The organism is Curtobacterium sp. PhB25, from assembly GCF_004365375.1.
GTDB lineage: Bacteria > Actinomycetota > Actinomycetes > Actinomycetales > Microbacteriaceae > Curtobacterium.
In genome coordinates, this window is record NZ_SODR01000010.1 from 28,439 (window position 1) to 48,689 (window position 20,251).

Below are 20,251 nucleotides of genomic sequence, written 5' to 3' on the forward strand. Positions count from 1 at the left end.
CTCCGCGGGATCGGGCGTACCTGGTCGAAACTTCCGACCAGGTACGCCCGATCCGGCCCGGAACGCCCAGGTACCCCCGGGCCGGTCTACGCGTGGCTCGGCGCGTTCCGGGCGAACAGACCCGGCAGCAGCCCACCGATCTTCGTCCCGATGCACAGGCTGACGAAGGTCGCCAGAGGTGTCGCGAGGGACTCGGGGTCGAACGTGGCCACCGCCACCAGCCCGACGGTCCCGGGGACGAGCAGCAGGAACGCCGGGAAGAACGACACCGTCGCCGGGATCGCCGGCACGAGCCGCTCGAGCAACCGCGTCGCGACGAACAACAGCGCCGCCGTCGCCCCGGTCGCGACGACGCTCCCCCACACCGGCGTCGTCCCGCTCACCAGCGCGTAGGCGGTGACCATGACCGCCACCGACACGAGCGTCAGCCGCCAGCCCGAGCGGAACACCAGGCCGAGGCCGACCGCCAGGACCACCACTGCGACCCACGACACCCAGTAGGACGGCACGGACTCCCACCCGGCCAGGTCCGTGCCGACGCCGGCGACCTCGCCGACGAGCGCCGCCGAGGACGGGTCGACGTGCAACCCGGTCAGCGCACTGCCCGAGGCGATGCCGGCCGCCATGAAGCCGAGCATGATGAGCCCCTGGACCAGCCGCGAGGACCCGGTCACGATGTCCGCGGCGGTCAGTTCGAGCAGGGCGTTGGTGATGAGGGCACCGGGGACGAACACCGCCACCGGGGCGCACACGGCGAACAGCGGGACCTGCTCGAACCCGGCACCCGCGGCGACGAGTCCGACGATGGCCGTCGACACGAAGGCCGCCAGGAACGGGATGATCGCGACGGCCTCGCGGAAGCGCCGGAGCAGCAGTCCGATGACCCCGACGAGCGCACCGACCAGGAGCGCGAGCAGGATCGCCCACCACGGGCACCGGAACACGACGGCGAGCCCGGCGGAGGTCAGCGCGTTGCCGAGGATCCACGGCAGTGCGGGCGGCGGGACGGTGCCGGCACGGATGGCCCGGACCCGCGCGGGGATCTCGGCGAGGGCGATCGACCCGCTCTCCAACCCGAGCACGACCCGGTTCGCCCGTGCAGCCTGTCGGGACGACAGCTCGACGCCCTCGGCGTTCACGATCGTCGCCGCACCGGTCGAGACCTCGCTCACCATCACGAGCGCCGGCAGCACCCCGATCGCCAGGGTCGGACCGACCCCGGCGGCGTCGCGGGCCTTCTCGAGCGCCGAGCGGACGTCGGTGACGGAGCTGCCCGCGTCGAGCAGCAGTGCACCGAGCGTGCCGAGGAGCATGCCGACGGGGACGGTCTCGCCGTCGACGACCTCGACGTGGGCCTCGGGCCGACGGAGGGCGTTCTGCAGGTTCGCGAGTGCGCTTCCGAGTCCGACCACGCAGGCGATGTTAGCGATCGAGCGTGGCCTCGATGACCACGTTGTCGACCGACGGGGAGCCGTCCGGCCGCTGCAGGCACGTGATGAGCAGGAGCCGGCCGGGCTCGTCCGCCCAGACGTCGGCATCGGCGGCCACGGTCGCCTTCGTGATCCGCTCGGAACCGGTCACCGTCCACCGCGCGTCGCCGATCCGGACGCTGCTGCCGACCACGACCTCGGAGCGTTGCCCGTCGACGTCGATGAGCAGGTTGCCCGGGCCGATCGCACCGTTCCGCAGCGAGTGCATGACGACGAACACGGTGCCGTCGGCGCGGTCCGCCAGCGGGACCCCAAGGTTGCGGACCCGGTAGGCCTCACTGAACCCCGGCGGCGTGATCTGCCCGTCGACGGCGTCCAGTTCGCCGAGCGGCACCTCGAGCCCGACCGACGGCACCACGAGCTGCGCACCGGTGTCGGCGACCGCGTTCGACGCAGACGCCGCCGTCCCCGACTCGCCCGGGTCGAGCGTGACCTGCTTGCCGTCGAGCGACGTGCCGGTGATCGCCGTCGGCGAGGCCGCTCCGGTGGTCGCGGTGACCACACCGACCACGCCGACGACGAGGGTCGCCGCGGCGAGCACGGCGATCGTCCAGAGCAGCGCGGTGCGCGGTCGGGTGCGTGGGGCGGTCATCTTCCGTTCCGGGGTGGTGACGGACGTGTCGGCCGGGAGGCGCGCCTCCCGTCCGACACCTGGGTGCCGGGATCCGCGTGGCGGGGTCGACCGCCCCGCGGATCCCGGTGCGTCAGTCCTGCTGGGTGACGCGGCGGCGGTACGCGATGAACGCGACCGAGCCGAGGGCGACGACGCCGAAGGCCGACAGCCCGATCCACGGCAGGGCCGAGGTGCCGGAGACGGTGCCTCCGGTGTTCACGGCTGCGCCGGTGGTGACGGCCGTGGTGGTGTCGATCGGGTCGACGACGACGGTGCCGTCCGCGGTGACCGTGATGGCGAGCGAGACCACGGCGGTGCCGTCCGAGGACTCCACCGCGATGGTGTGCGCTCCGGCCGGGGTTCCCGTGGGGATCACGACCGAGGTCGCGAAGGCCCCGTCGGCGTCCGTGGTCACGGTGCCGAGGACGACGGGGTCGCTGTGCATGACGATTGAGTACTCCGACGCTGCCGGCAGGCCCTCGGCGCGCAGCGGCACCGAGTCGCCGACAGTGAAGGTGGTGGTGCCACCGGTGCTGATCGACGGGGCCGGGGTCGTCGGCGCGGTGGTGGGCTCCGTGGTCGGCCCGGTGGTCGGGCCGGTCGTCGGCTCCGGGGTGCCCGGCTCGCTCGGCTCGGTCGTCGGCTCCGGGGTGCCCGGCTCGCTCGGCTCGGTCGTCGGCTCCGGGGTGCCCGGCTCGCTCGGCTCGGTCGTCGGCTCCGGGGTGCCGGGCTCGCTCGGCTCGGTCGGCTCGGGCGTGGGTGCCTCGGCTGCCGTGTAGGCGATCGAGATCGGCTGCGGCTTCTTGGCCGCGGCGTCGTTCGCGCCGGACGTGTACCAGTACGAGCTCTGACCGGTCTCGTTCTGGAAGTCGACGAAGTCCGCCGGCCACGAACCCCAGTCGGCGTTCGTCTTGTTCAGGCTCGTCGCCGACGCGGGCTCGACACCCTGCCAGTCCGGGCTCACGGTGATGCCCGAGCTCGTGACGTCGACGTCGGTGAGGGTCGCGAGGTGCACGGTGCGCGGCGTCAGCGGCGCCCAGCTGCCCCCGTCGCGCGAGGCCGCGTAGCCCGAGACCGTCGCCGTGAGCTCACCCGTGCCGTCCGCTGCGACGTGCAGTTCCGGGTCCTCGGCGGACCAGTAGGTCAGGCCGCCGTAGAACGCGACCGTGAAGCCGCCGTCCCACGCGATGTCCGCGGTGCCGGCTGCGGCGTCCACGGTGCCCGTACCCGCGGCGAGCGTCAGGACGCCGGCGGTCGTGGTGCCCGGGCGGACCGTGGTCCCGTCGCCGGTCTGGCACTTCGTGGCGAAGGTCGGGGTCGAGGTGCCGCCCGCGGCCTTCGGGTAGGCGATCGAGACGTTGCCAGCCGACGCGGCGTAGCCGGGCGACGGGTTGGTCGCGGTCCACGGAGCCGAGGCTCCCGAGTTGCCGGCGACCCCGGCGGACAGGAAGTTGCAGCCGCCGAAGTAGGCGCCGGCGTTGGCCTCGTTGCTGAGGCTCCAGGACAGCGACGCATCGGTGACGTCGGCGGAGGCGGCGTTCGCGGGGGCGGCGCCGAGCGCGGCGGCAGCGGCGATCGTCGCGCCGAGGGCGACGGCGGTCGCGCCGGCGGCCAGACGCCGGGCGCGAGGAGAGGACAGGTGCATTCGGGTGGTCTCCAAGTTTGGGTAGCCTTACCTAACTCCCTGAGCATAGGGACAGGGTTTAGGTTAGGCAAGCCTAAGTTGGATTCGGCCGGACGAGTTCGTGCGCGGACCTGGTTCGCGCACGTCAAAGCGACAGTTGTCCGCACGGACGCGCCGTCCTGCCCGCGAAAGCGACAGTGTGCCGCGAACGGTTGGCGGCACGACGTCGCTTTCGCGGGACGCACGCGTGTGACGGACGGGAGGCGCGGTGCGGGCGCACCACGGGCCTCCCGGCCGGGCTGGGGCCGGTTCACACCCGCCGAAGCGACAGATGCACCCGCGGTCGCGCCGTCTTGCCCGCCAGGGCGACAGTGTGCCGCGAACGGTTGGCGGCACGACGTCGCTTTCGCGGGACGCGCACTGGTACCCCCGGTGGGACTCGAACCCACAACTCGGCGATTTTAAGTCGCATGCCTCTACCGATTGGGCCACGGGGGCGGGCCGCAACAGCCTACCGATGCGCGAGAGGCGGCCACCCCGAAGGGTGACCGCCTCTCGTGGACTGCTGCTGGGACTACTTGGCGTCGGCCGGGGCCTTCACGGGCTCGGCCTCGTTCGAGACGTCCTTGGCGGGCTCGCCGTACGCCGGGCCGGCGGCGCCAGCGGGCTTGCCCTCTTCGGGAGCCGGAGCGGCGGCCGGAGCTGCCGGGGCCTCGGCCGCGGGCTTCGGACGGGACGCGAAGGCCTCGAACGCAGCGCGCGGAGTCTCACGGTCGTCGAGCGACGCGATGTCGCGGCCCAGGAAGAAGCCACCGACCCAGTCGCCGATGACGCGCCACTTGCGCTCCCACGACGGCATCGCCATGCCGTGGTAGCCGCGGTGCGCGCCCCACGCCAGGAAGCCCTTCATGGCGAACTTGCCAGACTGGAACACGCCGATGCCGAGACCGAGGCCCGCGACGGCGCCGAGGTTCTCGTGCTTGTAGTCGGTCGTCGCCTCGCCACGGATGGTCGCGACCAGGTTCTTCGCGAGCTGCTTCGCCTGACGGACGGCGTGCTGGGCGTTCGGCACGCAGAAGCCGCCGACGCCACCACCGGTGAGGTCCGGCACGGCTGCGACGTCGCCACAGGCCCATGCGTCCGCGATCACGCCGTTGTCGTCGACGACGCGCAGGTCGGGCTGCACGCGGATGCGACCGCGCTGCTCGAGCGGGAAGTCGGTGCCCTTGACCATCGGGTTCGCCATGACACCGGCGGTCCAGATGATGAGGTCGGACTCGATCTTCTCGATCGCGCCGTCGCTCGTCTTGAGCTCGCAGACGCCACCGACGGCCGAGGCCAGCTGGGTCTCGAGGTGCACGTTCGCACCGCGCTGCGCGAGGTTCTTGAGCACCCAGTGCGAGGTCTCGAGCGAGACCTCGGGCATGATGCGGCCCATCGCCTCGACCAGGTGGAAGCGCGTCTCGTCGAAGGAGAGCTGCGGGTAGCTCTTCAGCAGGTCGGTGACGAAGGAGCGGAGCTCGGCGAAGACCTCGATGCCGGCGAAGCCACCACCGACGACGACGACGGTCAGCAGGCGGTCACGCTCGGGACCGGCCGGCAGGTTCGCCGCCTTGTGGAAGTTCGTGAGGATCTTGTCGCGGATCGCCGCGGCTTCCTCGATCGTCTTGAGGCCGATGGCCTCGTCCGCGACACCCGGGATCGGGAACGTGCGAGACACCGCGCCGGCGGTCATGACGATCTGGTCGTAGGACTCCTCCCACGCCTCGCCCTCGGTCGGCGTGATCGTGGCGGTCTTCGTCGCGTGGTCGACCTTGGTGACCTTCGCGGTGACGACGCGGGTGTTCTTGAGGTGGCGGCGGTGCGAGACGACCGCGTGACGCGGCTCGATCGAACCGGCAGCGACCTCGGGCAGGAACGGCTGGTACGTCATGTACGGCAGCGGGTCCACCATGACGACCTCGGCTTCGCCCTGGCGAAGGTGCTTCTCGAGCTTCCATGCGGTGTAGAAACCGGCGTAACCGCCGCCGACGACGAGGATCTTGGGCACGGGGGATGATCTCCTTGGATGGGGGTTTCGGAGTCGAGTCAGACTTCGCCGCCACCCGCCCCGACTCCAGCGTCTGCACCGTCATCATACGCCCGGCACTCACACCGGGAGGGCGACCAGTCCGCGCGCTCGAGCGCGAGGTCACCGATGGGGTTGACGCCGGGTCCGGCGGCGAGGGCGTGACCGACGAGGGCGTGCAGGCACTTCACACGGGTGGGCATGCCACCGGCGCTGATGCCGACGATCTCGTCGACGTGCTCGATCGACTCGCGATCGGCCAGGTAGGACTCGTGGGCCGCGAGGTACGCGGCCGCGGTGGTGTCGTCCTCGAGCAGTGCTGCCAGCTCCGGCATCACCTGGTTGGCCTCGAGGGTGCTGACCGCGGCGGTGGCCGCGGGGTGGCACAGGTAGTAGAACGTCGGGAACGGGGTGCCGTTCGACAGTCGGGGCTTCGTGGAGACGACCGTGGGGTTGCCACAGACGCACCGTGCCGCGATCCCGATGACGTCGCGTGCCGGTCGGCCGAGCTGCGCCGACACGACCTGGACGTCGCGGTCGGAGGGCGGGTCGAAGGGAGGGGTCGTCACGGGAACGTGAGCCTACCGGAGACCCGGTACCCCGCGCACCGTCGCGCCGGACGGGTCCGGTTCGGTGCTACTTGCTCTCGCCGGTGCCCGAGACGTCCGGGGCCACGAGGTCGGCAGCGGTCTCGTCGGTGAGCCCGGACTGCAGCACCGAGGACAGCATCGCCTGCACCCAGTCCACCTTCGGCGTCTGGACCTTCGTGCTGACGGGCGTGCCGGAGTCCGTCGTCGGCGTGGTCTCGGCCTTGCGGTCCTCGGCCCCCATCACGAGGTAGCTCTCCTCGCCCGGGTACACGTAGAGCAGGCGGTCGCGCGCCTGCGCCTCGATGTACGCGGGGTCGTCCCAGCGGGCGACGTCCTTCTTCTTCTGCGTGACGTCGGCCTTCTGGCTCGCGACCTCACGCTGCTGCTGGGCGATCTGCTCCTGCTGCTGGATGAGCGTGCGGAGCGACGGGGCGAGCACCACGACGAAGAGCACGATGATCGCGAGCATCAGCAGGCTGAACCCGGAGAAGTGGATCGAGCGGTACCAGGGCTGCGCCGACGTGCTGCCGTCGGGCATCGCCACGGGGACGCGGCGGACGCGGGGCTTCTGGCTGGGCACGTCCCGACGATAACCCGACCGACGCGGTGGGAGCGCCCGGCACGCGGCCGTTCGGTGGCCTCTCAGCGACTCGCGTCGTCCGATCGCTCCGCCGGGAGGCGCGGGTCCGGCCCGCCAACCCGTCCCGCGCAGGGAGCGGTCACGACCCATCGCCCGGCGCGCGTCCGGCGGTCACGTCCCGTCGGAGGAGTCCGAGCTGGCCGACGTCTCCCGACCGCTCGACGCAGCGCGCGCGGCAGGTACTGACCCCGGCACGGAGGGACGCGATCGAGGTCCGCACACGACGAGACGCCGCCCTCTCGGAAGAGGACGGCGTCTCGGTGGTGCCGGTGCTGCTGGCCGAGCTGCTTACAGTGACTTGGCGCGCGGGAAGGCCGAGCGACCGGCGTACACCGCGGCGTCGCCGAGCTCTTCCTCGATGCGGAGCAGCTGGTTGTACTTCGCGACGCGGTCCGAACGAGCCGGTGCACCGGTCTTGATCTGACCACCGTCGACCGCGACCGCGATGTCCGCGATCGTGGTGTCCTCGGTCTCGCCGGAGCGGTGCGACAGGATCGAGGTGAGGCCGTGACGGTGCGCGAGCGAGACCGCGTCGAGGGTCTCGGTGAGCGTGCCGATCTGGTTGACCTTCACCAGGATCGAGTTCGCGGCCTTCTCGTCGATGCCCCGCTGCAGACGCTTCGGGTTGGTGACGAACAGGTCGTCGCCGACGATCTGGACCTTGTCGCCGAGCTCGGCGGTCAGGTGCGACCAGCCTTCCCAGTCGTCCTCGGCCAGCGGGTCCTCGATCGTGACGAGCGGGTAGTTCGCGACGAGGTCGGCGAAGTACGCGGTGAACTCCTGGCTCGAGAGCTGCTTGCCCTCGAACGAGTACTTGCCGTCGTGGAAGAACTCGGTGGACGCGACGTCGAGGCCGACGGCGATGTCCTTGCCCGGGGTGAAGCCGGCCTTCTCGATCGCGGTCAGCAGGAAGTCGAGCGCCGCACGGTTCGACGCGAGCTCCGGCGCGAAGCCGCCCTCGTCGCCGAGGCCGGTCGCGAGGCCCTGCTTCTTCAGCTCGCCCTTGAGGGCGTGGTAGGTCTCGACGCCCCAACGGAGCGCCTCGGAGAACGACTCGGCGCCGTACGGCACGAGGAAGAACTCCTGGATGTCGACGTTGGTGTCCGCGTGGGCACCGCCGTTGACGACGTTCATCAGCGGAACGGGCAGCGTGTGCGCGTTCGGGCCGCCGAGGTAGCGGAACAGCGGCAGGTCAGCCGAGTCGGCAGCGGCACGGGCCACGGCGAGCGAGGCACCGAGGATCGAGTTCGCGCCGAGGCGGGACTTGTTCTCGGTTCCGTCGAGCTCGATGAGCGCGGCGTCGACGAGGCGCTGGTCGGTGGCGTCGAAGCCCTCGAGCGCCGGGCCGATCTCGTCGAGGACGGCGTCGACGGCCTTGAGCACGCCCTTGCCGCCGTAGCGCGAGGCATCGCCGTCGCGGAGTTCGTACGCCTCGAACGCGCCGGTGGAGGCACCGGAGGGGACGAGCGCGCGGGACACGACGCCGTCGTCGAGGAGGACCTCGACCTCGACCGTCGGGTTGCCTCGGGAATCGAGGACTTCGCGTGCGCCTACGGCATCGATCAGGGCCACGGGGTACTCCCTACACATTGGTTGTGGTGTTTGCGGGACCGATCCTAGCGAGCCGAGGTGAACACGACGTCGACCGTGACGCCCGGTGTGGACAACTCAGTCGAGCGGGCGGAACTCCACACCCTCGAGCGACGTCGTGTCGGCGCCGACGGTCGCGAAGGCGGAGAACCCCTGCGCGGCCAGACCGGCGAGCAGGTTCTTCGTGTTCTTGGTGCGCCGTTCGAGCCGCACGCGCCGGTGCGATGCGAGCGCCTCGGTCTTGAGGGCCGCGAGCCGGACCGGGTCGACGTCCTTGTCGTAGACGAGCACCACGGCGTCCGACTCGGCGGACTCCGGGAGTGTCACGAGGTCGACCAGGCGCTCGAAGCCCAGCGAGAAGCCGACCGCGGGGACGTCCTGCCCGAGGAACCGACCGATCATGCCGTCGTACCGACCGCCGCCGCCCAGGCTGTAGCCGAAGTCGGGGTGCGCGACCTCGAAGATCGTGCCGGTGTAGTAGCCCATGCCGCGCACGAGCGTCGGGTCGAAGCGCAGGTCGACGCCGGGCAGCGCTTCCCGCAGGCGCAGCAGGTCGGCGAACGCCTCGGCGTCGAGCCACGCAGCCCCCTCGACCGAGGTCCAGTCCGCGGCCTCGAGCGCACGGATGGTGTCCTCGAGCCCCGGCAGCTCCTGTCCGACGGTGCTGCGGAGCTCGGCAGCGACGCCGTCCGGGCCGATCTTGTCGAGCTTGTCGACCGTGATGAGTGCGCGGTCGGCGGCAGCGGGGTCCGCGATGCCCCACGACGCCAGCAGGGTCAGCAGGATCCGCCGGTCGTTGATGCGGATCGTGGTGCCGGTCACCCCGAGCTCGTCGAGCGCGGCGGTCGTGGCGCGGATGAGCTCGATCTCGGCCAGCTGCCCGGGCTCCCCCAGGATGTCGATGTCGCACTGCACGAACTGGCGGTAGCGCCCCTTCTGTGGACGCTCGGCGCGCCAGACCGGCGCGATCTGCACCGATCGGAACACCGAGGGCAGCTCGGCGCGGTGCGAGGCGTAGAACCGGGCGAGCGGCACGGTCAGGTCGAACCGGAGCCCGAGGTCAGCGAGGTCGAGCGGCGCCTGGGCAGCCTGCAGGTCCTCGGTGCTGAGCCCGCGCTTCATGACCGCGAACGCCAGCTTCTCGTTGTCTCCGCCGAGCCCGGAGTGCAGCCGCGCGGCGTCCTCGACCACGGGGGTCTCGATCTCGTCGAACCCGTGCCGCGAGTAGACGTCGCGGACGACACCGAGCACGTGCTCGCGTCGGGCCTTGTCCGCCGGGAGGAAGTCTCGCATGCCACGGGGTGCCGTCACGGTCGTCGCCATGGCGTCAAGTCTGGCAGATGCGCATCGACGAGTTGCGCGGCATGCGTCCTACTGGCATACTGCATTCAGTACCTCGGTTCGGAGCGTGCCTGATCCACTCTCCGGACCGATCGCGTGGGCACCGTGCTGCAGTGTGCCCCGCGACCCGAGCGGGTTCTGCGTGCACACCTCTCCCTGGGGGTGTGCCCACCCGCTCACGGGCGCCCTCCTTTTTCGGGTTAGGAGGGCGCCCTTCTCTTTCCCCGCGCACTCACTCCGCGGCGCGGCCGGCTTCCTCGAGCGCAGCGACCGCCACGCGGAGACTCGCGACCGGGTCGATCCCGTCCCGCACCGCTCCGGCGACCTCTTCCAGCATCGCGATCCCCCACGCCGGGTCCACCGCCCCTGCACCGTCGGCCGGTGCCGGCGACCCGGCCAATGCCCGAGCGGTCCCCGTTCCGGGTGCCGCAGTTGACGTGGCGGACGCGCCGCGGGCCTCCCGGTCAGCGACCGAGCCGAACGCGGCGGACGCGGCGGACGCGACGGACTCGGCGGGCGCGGCGGCCACGACCGACGCGACGGCCGTGTCGGCAGCACCGTGCTCCTCCAGGCGCTCCAGCAGCTTGACGGCCCGCTCCAGTGGCGGCATCGCGCGCGGGACGCCGTCGAGCGCGCTCGTCCGGGCCGACTTCTCCGCCGCCCTCGCCGCACGCCACACCCGGACCACGTCGTCGACGGTGTCCGCGGTCTCGTCGCCGAACACGTGCGGGTGTCGACGGACCATCTTGTCGCGGACCCCGGCGGCGACGTCCTCCAGGGTGAACTCCCCCGCGCGTTCGGCGATCCCGGCGTGCAGGACGACTTGGTACAGGACGTCGCCGAGCTCCTCGCGGACGTCGTCCGGGTCGCCGTCGTCGATGGCGTCGACGAGTTCTCAGGACTCCTCGACCGCGTAGCGCGCGAGCGTGACGTGGGTCTGCGCCCGGTTCCAGACGCAGCCCCCGTCCTCGGCGAGCAGGCGGTCGACGACGGTCACGAGGTCCGGTACGGCGGTCATCGCGCCATCGTCTCACCCACGTATGCTGGTCGTGGTGTGTCGGGAAGTCTGGTCGACGGACTACCACCCGACCCCTCGAGACGGAGATCCATGTCGTCCCTCGTCCGCTCCCCCCGCTTCAGCGCCATCGCGCTCCTGACCGCCGCCGTGCTCGGCCTGGTCGTCGCGAACTCTCCGGTCGGCCCTGGCCTCGAACGGCTGCTCGACGCGCACCTGCCGCTCGGTGCCGTCGGCCTCGACCTGTCGATCGCGCACTGGATCAGCGACGGCCTGCTGGCGGTGTTCTTCCTGCTCGTCGCGATCGAGCTGAAGCAGGAGCTCGTCGACGGTGAGCTGTCGAACCCCAAGACCGCGATCATCCCCGCCATCGCGGCGGTCGGCGGCGTGCTCGTGCCGGCGGGCATCTTCCTGCTCGTCACCGCTGGCACGCAGTACACGCACGGCTGGCCGATCCCGACGGCGACCGACATCGCGTTCGCCCTCGGTGTCCTGGCGATGTTCGGTCGCGGGCTACCGAGCGGCATCCGGGTGTTCCTGCTCGCACTCGCGGTGCTCGACGACCTCATCGCGATCATCATCATCGCCGTCGTGTTCGCGCACGACACCGACTTCCTGGCCCTCGCCGGTGCCGTCGTCACGCTCGCGGTGTTCTGGCTGCTCGGCCGGATGCTCCGTCCGGGGCGCAACGGGCAGACGCTGCTCATCGTGGCGATGGTCGTGGTCGGGCTCCTGACGTGGTGGCTCGTCTACCACTCCGGCGTGCACGCCACGATCGCCGGCGTCGCGCTCGGGCTCGTGCTCCCCCGCCGTCCGGGCCACACCCTGCACGAGAACGTCGAGCCGTGGTCCAACGCGATCGTGCTGCCGGTGTTCGCGTTCGCGTCGGCCGCGGTGGTCATCCCCGCCGTCGGCATCAGTGAGCTCTCGCCCACGTTCTGGGCCGTCGTCATCGCGCTGCCGGTCGGCAAGGTCATCGGGATCACGCTGTTCGGCGCGGTCGCCACGCGGATCTTCCGCTCGCCAGGGCGGTCGTCGTTGTCGTTCTTCTCGATCATCACCGTCGGGGTGCTCGGCGGGATCGGCTTCACGGTCTCGCTGCTCATGAACGAGCTCGCGTTCGCCCGGAACGAGGAGATCCTCGACGAGGGCGTGCTCGCCGTGCTCGTCGGCTCGGGCATCGCCATCGTCGCGTCGGCGGTCGTGGTCACGCTGCGGGCGCGGGCGTACCGCGGGCGGCGCGAGCTGTCCGAGGCCGAGGCGACCGAGTAGCGGGGCGCGGTTCCGGGCCCGCGCGGGCTTGCACCACGCTTGCGACGATCCACGCGTCGATCGACGCGTGGATCGTCGCGAACTGCGTGTGCGCGGTGGACGCGCCCACGAGCGGACGGGAGGCACGGTGCCAGCCCGCACCGTGCCTCCCGTCCGTCGCCGCTCGCGACCACTGCACCCCTTACGCGGCCGGCGCCTCCGCCGGCGTCGTCGCGCCGTACACGGCGGTGAGGATGCTCTCGACCCACTGGATCAGGGCGTCGTCCGGCAGCGCCTGGTCGTGCGGACGCGGCATCGGGATGCTCGCCGCGTTCTGCTGCGGGAACCACTTCGCGCCCGGGAACATCCGCTTGAGCCGCACCTGCGACGAGTCGGCGAGCTCCTTGCCCGCCACGCGCAGGTTCGAGCCCATGACCACGACGTCGGACAGGCCGACCTGCTGCGCCATGCGACGCAGGCGGGAGACCTCGACCAGCGTCTGCACGGCCTGCGGCGGCTGCCCGTAGCGGTCGGTGAGCTCGTCGAGCACCATGTCGATGGCGTCTTGCTGCGCCGTCGGGGCCGAGGCCGCTGACAGCTTCTGGTACGCCTCGAGCCGGAGTCGCTCGGACTCGACGTAGTCCTCGGGGATGTGCGCGTCCACCGGGATCTCGAGCCGCAGCTCGGTCTGCCCCTCGGCCACGTCACCGCGGAACTGCGAGACGGCCTCGCCGATCATCCGGAGGTACAGGTCGAACCCCACGCCCGCGATGTGCCCGGACTGCTCGCCGCCGAGCAGGTTGCCGGCGCCGCGGATCTCGAGGTCCTTCATCGCGACCTGCATGCCCGCGCCGAGCTCGTTGTTCGCCGCGATGGTCTCGAGGCGGTCCTGTGCGGTCTCGGACAGGGGCTTCTCGGAGTCGTACAGGAAGTACGCGTACCCGCGCTCGCGCCCTCGGCCGACACGACCGCGCAGCTGGTGGAGCTGCGACAGCCCGTACTTGTCGGCCTTGTCGATGATCAGCGTGTTCGCGTTCGCGATGTCGAGGCCGGTCTCGATGATCGTCGTCGACACGAGGACGTCGAACCGGCGCTCCCAGAAGTCGACCATGACCTGCTCGAGGGTGCTCTCGGACATCTGCCCGTGTGCCACGGCGATGCGGGCGTCCGGCACGATCTCGGCCAGGTGCGCGGCGACGCCCTGGATGTCCCGCACGCGGTTGTGCACGTAGAACACCTGGCCCTCGCGCAGCAGCTCGCGGCGGATCGCGGCGGCCACCTGCAGGTCGGACTGCGGCCCCACGAAGGTCAGGATGGGGTGGCGGTCCTCGGGCGGGGTCGCGAGGGTCGACATCTCGCGGATCCCGGTGACCGCCATCTCGAGTGACCGCGGGATCGGGGTCGCCGACATCGCCAGGACGTCGACGTTCGTCTTGAACTTCTTCAGCTGGTCCTTGTGCTCGACACCGAACCGCTGTTCCTCGTCGATGATGACGAGCCCGACGTCCTTGAAGGTGATGCCCTGCGACAGGATGCGGTGGGTCGCGATGACGATGTCGACGGTGCCGTCGGCGAGCCCGGCGATGGTCTCCTTCGACTCCTTCTCGGACTGGAACCGGCTCAGGGCGCGCAGGTGCACGGGGAAGCCGGCGAAGCGCTCCTGGAACGTCTCCATGTGCTGGCGGACGAGCAGCGTCGTCGGCACGAGCATGACGACCTGCTTGCCGTCCTGCACCGCCTTGAACGCGGCGCGGATCGCGACCTCGGTCTTGCCGTAGCCGACGTCGCCCGAGAGCAGGCGGTCCATCGGGATGGGCCGCTCCATGTCCCGCTTGATCTCGTCGATCGTGGTGAGCTGGTCGGCCGTCTCGGCGAACGGGAACGCCTCTTCCAACTCGCGCTGCCACGGGGTGTCCGGGCCGAACGCGTGCCCCTTCGACGCCATCCGCGCCGAGTACAGCTTCACGAGGTCGACGGCGATGTCGCGGACGGCCTTGCGGGCCTTCGACTTGGCGGCGGACCAGTCCGAGCCGCCCATCTTCGACAGGGTCGGGGACTCGCCACCGACGTACCGCGAGAGCTGGTCGAGCTGGTCGGTCGGCACGAAGAGCTTGTCGCCGGGGTAGTTCCGCTTCGACGGCGCGTACTCGAGCACGAGGTACTCGCGCTGCGTCTTCACCGCGTTGCGGCCGCCGGAGCTGACCTCGCGGCTCACCAGTTCCACGAACTTGCCGATGCCGTGCGTCGCGTGCACGACGACGTCGCCCGGCTTGAGCTGCAGCGGGTCGACCACGTTCTTGCGACGGCTCGCGAGCTTCTTCACGGTGCGCGCGCCCTGCTGGACGCTCCGACCGTAGAACTCCGCTTCGCTGAGCACGACGATGCGCGGATCCGGGATGGCGAAGCCGTGCTCGACGGTGGCCGTCGTGACGATGGCGACACCCGGTTCGGGAGGCGCGGGCAGGGCTTCGGCACGGGCTGCGACCCCGGCGTCGGCGAGGACCTGCACCGCCCGCTCGACCAGACCCTGGCCCTGGGCGGTCACCACGACCGCCCACCCGTCATCGGTGAGCGCCTTGACGTGCGCGATCGCGCCGTCGGCGCTGCCCGCGAAGCTCGGTACCGCCTCGGCACGGACGCGGATGTACTCCCCCGCCTCGGCTGCTGCCTCGGCGTCGGTGAGCACGCGCGCGGTGTCACCTTCGTCGAGACCGGAGTCGAACGGCGACACCGTCCACCAGGTGCGCTGGCCGCGGGTGTTCTTGAGCTGCTGCACCGTCAGGAAGTTGCCGGCGTCGAGGTCGATCGGCGCCTGGGCCCCGGCGACCGCGGCGCTCCACGCGGCCTGCAGGAACTCGGTGTTCGTCTCGGCCAGGCTGTTCGCGCGACCGTTCACCCGCTCGGGCGAGAACACCGCGATGGTGGCGTCCTCTGGCAGGTACGAGGTCATCGGGACGAGGTCCTGCACGAGCGCGGGGGCGAGGGACTCCATGCCCTCGACCGGGATCCCCTCGGCGATCTTCGCGAGCATCTGGGACAGGTTCGGGAACTCGTGGAGCATCTCGCGCGCCCGCTGCCGGACGTCGTCGCTGAGCAGGAGTTCGCGTGAGGCCGTGAGTTCGACCGAGCCGAGGTCCTCCTCGGTCGTGCGCTGGTCGGCGACCGAGAACGCCTTGACGGCCTCGATCTCGTCGCCGAAGAAGTCCACGCGGACGGGGTGGTCCGCGGTGGGCGGGAAGACGTCGAGGATGCCGCCGCGCACCGCGAACTCACCGCGCCGCGTGACGAGGTCGACGCGGGCGTAGGCCATGTCGACGAGCTTCGCGGCGATGGCGGCCAGGTCGTTGCCGCGCGAGTCGGTGCGCAGCACGACGGGCGCGAGCGAGGTCAGGTTGGCGGCGATCGGCTGCAGCGCTGCGCGGACGCTCGCCACGACGATGGTGGTGCGGCGGTCGGCGGCGTCGGCGGCGGCGGACCAGGACGCGAGCCTGCGGAGCGTCGCGATGCGGGTGCCGACGGTCTGGGCACTCGGGCTGAGCCGTTCGTGCGGCAGGGTCTCCCACGCCGGGAACTCGAGGACGTCGGCGTCGGGGACGTAGCTGCCGAGGGCGTCGCGGACCGCTTCGGCTTCACGCCCCGTCGCCGTGATGACGAGCACGCACTGCGGCCCGTTCCGCTCGGCGAGCAGCGCCCCGAGCAGCGGGACCCGCAGGCCGTCGACGACCGAGAAGTCGGCGTCACGAGGCGCGGCGCGGAGCACGCGATCGAACGCGGAGGCGCGCGAGAGCGCAGGGATGATGCCCGAGATCGTCACTCACGAGATGGTACCGGCCCCCACCGACACCGCCCGCGTGGTGCGCGACGGGCGAACACGGCCGGGATCGACCAGCGCGGTCAGGACGGTGCGTGCACCCGCTGCTGCGCGGCGACGAGTCCGACCTCGGCGATCGCCTCGACCGCGTCCGCGGCGTCGGCCAGCAGGATGGGCAGCGACTTCTTCTCGGCTGCGGAGAAGTCACGCAGCACGTAGTCGGCGGGGTCCTGACGACCGGGCGGACGACCGATGCCGACGCGCACGCGCGAGAACTCGTTCGTGCCGGTGGCCTTGATGATGTCGCGCAGCCCGTTGTGCCCGCCGTGACCCCCGCTGCCCTTGAGGCGGACGGTGTCGAACGGCAGGTCGAGCTCGTCGTGCACGACGACGAGGTCGGCCGGGGTGGCGCTGTAGAACCCGAGGACCGACGAGACCGGTCCACCCGAGGTGTTCATGAACGAGCCGGGCTTCGCGAGCACCAGGCGCGGTCCGCCGGGCACCAGGCGCCCCTCGGCGACCTGGTTCGGCGTCTTGTGCTTCTTGAACCGCGCTCCCATGCGGGCGGCGAGTTCGTCGAGGACCATCTGGCCGACGTTGTGACGGTTGCCGGCGTAGTCGGGCCCGGGGTTCCCGAGTCCGACCACGACCAACGTTCGATCCGCCACAGCGTCGACCAGATGCCTTCGAAGGGGTGTTACTCGGAGTCGACCGGCTCGGAGCCGCCCTCGGCACCGGCTTCGGCACCGGCCTCGGCCGAGGCCTCGTCCGCAGCGTCGTCGTCAGCGGTGCCACGCGGGGTGACGATCTGCACGACGAGCGCCTCGCCGTCGGTCTCGAGCTCGGCACCCTCGGGGAGCTCGAGCTCGGCGGCGGTGATCTGCACGCCGTCCTCGAGGCCCTCGACGTCGACGACGACGTGCTCCGGGATGTCGGTCGCGAGGACCAGCAGGGAGACGGTGTTCAGGTCCTGCACGTGGATCGTGCCGGAGAAGGACTCGCCCTCGATGACGACGGGCACGTCGACCGTGACCTTCTCGCCGCGGCGCAGGACCACGAGGTCGATGTGCTCGATGATCTGGCGCACCGGGTCACGCTGGACGTCCTTGACGAGGGCGAGCTGGGCCGCACCCTCGATGTCGAGGTCGACGACCGCGTTGGCGGTACGGACGAGCAGCATGGTCTCGTGACCGGGCAGCGAGATGTGCTTCGGCTCGGTGCCGTGGCCGTAGACCACTGCCGGGATCTTGTCGGCGGCGCGGAGCTTGCGCGCTGCACCCTTGCCGAACTTGGTGCGGACGTCCGCTGCGAGCTTCGTGTAGTCGGCCATGGTGCCTCCTGGTCTCGGGGGTCGACACCGGCGGTCCGGCATCGTGGGGGTCTGTGGTGTTGCAACTCGAACGCGTGCACGCGTGAGGAACGTTCCCTGGGCTGGGCCGGGTCTCCCACCGCGTCGATCACGGCCGCTGTCGCGGCCCTCGCCGAAGTCAATCACCGACTCTACCAGCACCCGCCGGGCGTGTCGTGCCTCAGTGCCCCGCAGCCACCGACTCCTTCGGCACCTTGAGGAAGGACAGCACCACGAAGGCGAGGACGTAGAGGCCGACGAACGTCCAGACCACGCCACCGGGGCCACCCCACGGCAGGACGGCGCTGACCACGGCGTTGCCGAGGAAGGTCGCACCACCGGCCGCCGTGGCGTACATCGCCATCGCGGCACCGCGACGCTCCTCGCCGGCGAAGGCGGGGACGATCGCGCCCATGGGTGTGAACCCGGCGAGCATGATGCCGAACACCGTCCCCGCGGCGGTGGCGAGCCAGAAGCCCCACTCGGAACCGGCCGGCACCAGGTGCGGGACGTACCACCAGGCCAGCAGCCCGATCGCCGAGGCGCCGATGCCGAACCACTTGACGGTGCGGATCCAGCCGATGCGGTCACCGAGGGCACCGAAGAAGGCGTTGAACAGGATGTTGCCGGCGTAGACGATCACCGTCATCGTGAGCCACTTCGACTGGCCCCACCCGAGCACGGTACCGATGATCGCCGGCATGATCACGAACATGCCGAACTCGGGCGCCGTGTTGACGAGCCGGATCAGGACGGCGAGCAGGACCTTGGGGCGCGTGATGCAGACCTCGATGCCGCTGGCGATGACCCGTGCGGCGGAGTGCGAGCGCGGGGCGATGCGGCCGAGCCCGGTCCGCTCGTGCACGCCGAACCGGACGATCACCCAGCCGGCCACGACCAGGACGAGCGACAGGGCCATCGACCACGTCTCACCCGTGTGGCCGCCACCGAACGCGGGGATGCTGCCGATCGCGATGAGCGAGCCGAGCGTCGGCAGGCCGCCGGTGAAGACGACGTAGAACCAGCCGACGGCCGTGGCGTTCCGGTCGCGCGCCACGGTGTGGTTCACCCAGCAGAGGAACGAGAAGGCGAACAGCGGGAAGCCGAGTCCGCGCAGGAAGTACGTCAGGGCGATCAGCCCGACCGACCCGGTGGGCAGTGCCGCGAGGAACGCGACCTGGAACACCACCCACAGGACGGCGCCGATCGTCATGACGCGGCGCGGGCCCCACAGCTCGGAGAGCACGCCGGCGAAGTAGGACGCCACCAGGACGGCGACGCCGTAGATGCCGATCACCATCGCGGCGCTGTCCGTACCGCCCGAGCCGAGGGCCGCGGCGATGTGCGGAGCGATGAAGTTCGACTCGATGCCGTCGCCCGTCATGAAGACGAGGACACCGAGGAAGCCCCAGCGCAGCGGGTGCGGGATGCCGAGGCGGGCGATGAAGCCCTCGCGCCCGGCAGCCGGTGGTGCGGTGGCAGGTGGGGCGGTCGTCACGCCGTTCGGCGGGGTCAGGGTCGTGGTGCGGTTGGTGCGGGGTTCCGACATGTGTCGTCTCTCCTGGAGGGGCCCCGGAGTGCTCGACCCGGCATCGCGGCATGTCTCCGGGGTGCGCCGCGCGCCACGCACCCGACCGCCCGCGCAGTGGCTGCGGGCGGTCGGGGCGTCGGCGATGATGCGAGTCCTGTACCCGGGGCGCCCCGTGCTGATGCGGAGACGGATCCCGGCGGACCATCGCCGGCCCGAAGCATGGTGTCCGACGTTAGACCGCTCCAACGCCGCTCGTCAAGAACGACAACTGTTGTGTAACGATCGGCGGTCGTGCCGCGCGTGGTGGGTCGTTCCGGGCGTAGTGGGTCGTTCCGGGCGTAGGTGGTCGTTCCTTTTGACCGAGTACGCCCGATTCGACCTTCCATCGCGCGCGTGATGGGAAGGAACGCTCCGCGAGGCTCAGCGGCCGAGGCTGCGCCGGTGCTCCTGCGCGGCCGCCAGCAGCTCGCGGGCGTCGTTGCTCGTGGCCTCGGCGGCGTCGCGAGCACGTTCGAGGGCCTCGATCTCCGCGGTCGCCCGATCGAGCTCGCGCTGCAGGTCGGCCCGGCGCTCCTCGGCCTGCTCGAGGTCCGCCTCCGCGGCGTCGACTGCGGCATCGGCGTCGCGCGACTCGCTCCGGGCGGCGGTCTCCGCCTGGCGTGCGGCCTTCCGCTCAGCGGCCGGGTCACGCTTGGGCTCGGGCTGGGCGTCCGGCTCCGGTCCGTCCTGGGGTTCCGTCTCCGTCGACCGGGAGGCACGGCTCGCCTTCCGCGCGCCCCTCGCCTGGGTGATCGGGATGGGTGGGGCATCGCTGCCGGACCAGGCGTCCGGCACCGCGTCCGGGTCCGCGAGCGCCCCGTCCAGGTCGACCGCGTCGAACCCCACGCTCTCCAAGGGCGTCACGAGCAGCCCCGAACGCACAGCGGCGCCTGCGTGCGGATCGGCCATCGCCGCTTCGATCGTCGCCCGCACCTGTGCCAGCACCGCCGCCGTCACCGGGTGTCCGGCGTCCGAGGCGAGGTCGGCCCCGGCCTGCGCCAGCGCCTCGATCACCTCGGAGCGTTGCTGTCGGAGTGTCCGGATCGCTCCGGGGTCGGCGTCGGCCTGGGCCTTGCGGAGGGCTGGCCCGAGGTCGACCGCGTCGTCGAGGGCGCCGTCGTGCGCGAGCAGGTCCACGACCCACGCTGCCGGTGCCGGCTTCCGGAGCTTCCCGATCGCCGCGGCCAGGGCCCGGTCGTCCTTCCGCACCGCGCGCTGGCGAGCGGTGCGCTCGGCGACGAAGTCCCCCGGCGGGACGAGCAGCAGCTCCCGGGCGACCTCTGCGAACTCCACACCCACA

15 protein-coding genes, 1 tRNA gene and 1 pseudogene are annotated in these 20,251 nt (G+C 71.3%); 1 reads left to right on the forward strand and 16 read right to left on the reverse strand.

What is annotated here, in order from left to right; translation table 11 throughout:
- Nucleotides 1-86: 86 nt before the first annotated feature.
- The 11 genes and pseudogenes from EDF51_RS17135 to EDF51_RS20470 all read right to left on the reverse strand — a co-directional run bounded on the left by EDF51_RS17135 (nt 87) and on the right by EDF51_RS20470 (nt 10,974).
- Nucleotides 87-1,412 carry a threonine/serine exporter family protein gene (locus tag EDF51_RS17135; RefSeq protein ID WP_134195745.1) on the reverse strand — a complete coding sequence of 442 codons (1,326 nt, stop codon included), beginning with the start codon at nt 1,410-1,412 and terminating at the stop codon, nt 87-89.
- A gap of 10 nt (nt 1,413-1,422) precedes the next feature.
- Nucleotides 1,423-2,082, reverse strand: coding sequence for a class F sortase (locus EDF51_RS17140; protein WP_134195747.1), 660 nt, complete (start codon nt 2,080-2,082; stop codon nt 1,423-1,425).
- A gap of 112 nt (nt 2,083-2,194) precedes the next feature.
- Complete coding sequence (locus EDF51_RS17145) at nt 2,195-3,763, reverse strand: hypothetical protein (protein ID WP_134195749.1); 1,569 nt, start codon at nt 3,761-3,763, stop codon at nt 2,195-2,197.
- A 385-nt stretch (nt 3,764-4,148) separates the two neighbouring features.
- Nucleotides 4,149-4,225: transfer RNA gene (locus EDF51_RS17150), tRNA-Leu, on the reverse strand.
- 76 nt (nt 4,226-4,301) lie between these two features.
- Nucleotides 4,302-5,777, reverse strand: a complete 1,476-nt coding sequence (locus EDF51_RS17155; protein ID WP_123294735.1) for an FAD-dependent oxidoreductase — start codon at nt 5,775-5,777, stop codon at nt 4,302-4,304.
- Between the two features lie 38 nt (nt 5,778-5,815).
- Nucleotides 5,816-6,364: a DUF501 domain-containing protein gene (locus tag EDF51_RS17160; protein WP_111084823.1), complete on the reverse strand. Its 549-nt coding sequence runs from the start codon at nt 6,362-6,364 to the stop codon at nt 5,816-5,818.
- Between the two features lie 67 nt (nt 6,365-6,431).
- Entirely contained in the window at nt 6,432-6,965 is a 534-nt protein-coding gene (locus EDF51_RS17165; protein WP_111084824.1) for a septum formation initiator family protein, read from the reverse strand.
- Between the two features lie 348 nt (nt 6,966-7,313).
- Nucleotides 7,314-8,597 (reverse strand): phosphopyruvate hydratase, encoded by a 1,284-nt coding sequence (gene eno / locus EDF51_RS17170; protein WP_123294734.1) that lies wholly within the window; start codon nt 8,595-8,597, stop codon nt 7,314-7,316.
- Nucleotides 8,598-8,693: 96 nt separating this feature from the next.
- The gene (hisS, locus tag EDF51_RS17175; RefSeq protein WP_133938495.1) at nt 8,694-9,938 is read right to left on the reverse strand and encodes a histidine--tRNA ligase; all 1,245 of its coding nucleotides are present in this window, start codon (nt 9,936-9,938) and stop codon (nt 8,694-8,696) included.
- A gap of 250 nt (nt 9,939-10,188) precedes the next feature.
- Nucleotides 10,189-10,839 (reverse strand): annotated as a pseudogene (locus EDF51_RS17180) (MazG nucleotide pyrophosphohydrolase domain-containing protein); the annotation flags it as partial.
- Nucleotides 10,840-10,851: 12 nt separating this feature from the next.
- Entirely contained in the window at nt 10,852-10,974 is a 123-nt protein-coding gene (locus EDF51_RS20470) for a hypothetical protein (RefSeq protein WP_279586158.1), read from the reverse strand.
- Between the two features lie 90 nt (nt 10,975-11,064).
- Here EDF51_RS20470 and nhaA point away from each other — a divergent pair, with 90 nt between their 5' ends.
- A complete protein-coding gene (gene nhaA, locus EDF51_RS17185) occupies nt 11,065-12,243 on the forward strand; it encodes a Na+/H+ antiporter NhaA (protein WP_133938499.1) in 1,179 nt (392 codons plus the stop codon).
- A gap of 181 nt (nt 12,244-12,424) precedes the next feature.
- Here the strand turns inward: nhaA and mfd are convergent, their stop codons facing one another.
- From mfd to EDF51_RS17210, 5 genes are all read right to left on the reverse strand, one after another.
- On the reverse strand, nt 12,425-16,036 hold the full coding sequence (mfd, locus tag EDF51_RS17190; protein ID WP_133938501.1) for a transcription-repair coupling factor: 3,612 nt from the start codon (nt 16,034-16,036) through the stop codon (nt 12,425-12,427).
- 80 nt (nt 16,037-16,116) lie between these two features.
- A complete protein-coding gene (gene pth, locus EDF51_RS17195) occupies nt 16,117-16,701 on the reverse strand; it encodes an aminoacyl-tRNA hydrolase (protein ID WP_133938503.1) in 585 nt (194 codons plus the stop codon).
- A gap of 29 nt (nt 16,702-16,730) precedes the next feature.
- Nucleotides 16,731-17,363: a 50S ribosomal protein L25/general stress protein Ctc gene (locus tag EDF51_RS17200; protein ID WP_133938505.1), complete on the reverse strand. Its 633-nt coding sequence runs from the start codon at nt 17,361-17,363 to the stop codon at nt 16,731-16,733.
- Between the two features lie 199 nt (nt 17,364-17,562).
- Nucleotides 17,563-18,930, reverse strand: coding sequence for an RbtT/DalT/CsbX family MFS transporter (locus tag EDF51_RS17205; protein WP_134195753.1), 1,368 nt, complete (start codon nt 18,928-18,930; stop codon nt 17,563-17,565).
- A gap of 402 nt (nt 18,931-19,332) precedes the next feature.
- A complete protein-coding gene (locus EDF51_RS17210; RefSeq protein WP_133938509.1) occupies nt 19,333-20,244 on the reverse strand; it encodes a hypothetical protein in 912 nt (303 codons plus the stop codon).
- Between the last annotated feature and the right edge of the window lie 7 nt (nt 20,245-20,251).

Coding starts and splice junctions, on each gene's coding strand:
- EDF51_RS17140 (WP_134195747.1), bottom strand. CDS start 2,082: ATGACCGCCCCACGCACCCGACCGCGCACCGCGCTGCTCTGGACGATC.
- hisS (WP_133938495.1), bottom strand. CDS start 9,938: ATGGCGACGACCGTGACGGCACCCCGTGGCATGCGAGACTTCCTCCCG.
- EDF51_RS20470 (WP_279586158.1), bottom strand. CDS start 10,974: ATGACCGCCGTACCGGACCTCGTGACCGTCGTCGACCGCCTGCTCGCC.
- nhaA (WP_133938499.1), top strand. CDS start 11,065: ATGTCGTCCCTCGTCCGCTCCCCCCGCTTCAGCGCCATCGCGCTCCTG.
- EDF51_RS17200 (WP_133938505.1), bottom strand. CDS start 17,363: ATGGCCGACTACACGAAGCTCGCAGCGGACGTCCGCACCAAGTTCGGC.
- EDF51_RS17205 (WP_134195753.1), bottom strand. CDS start 18,930: ATGTCGGAACCCCGCACCAACCGCACCACGACCCTGACCCCGCCGAAC.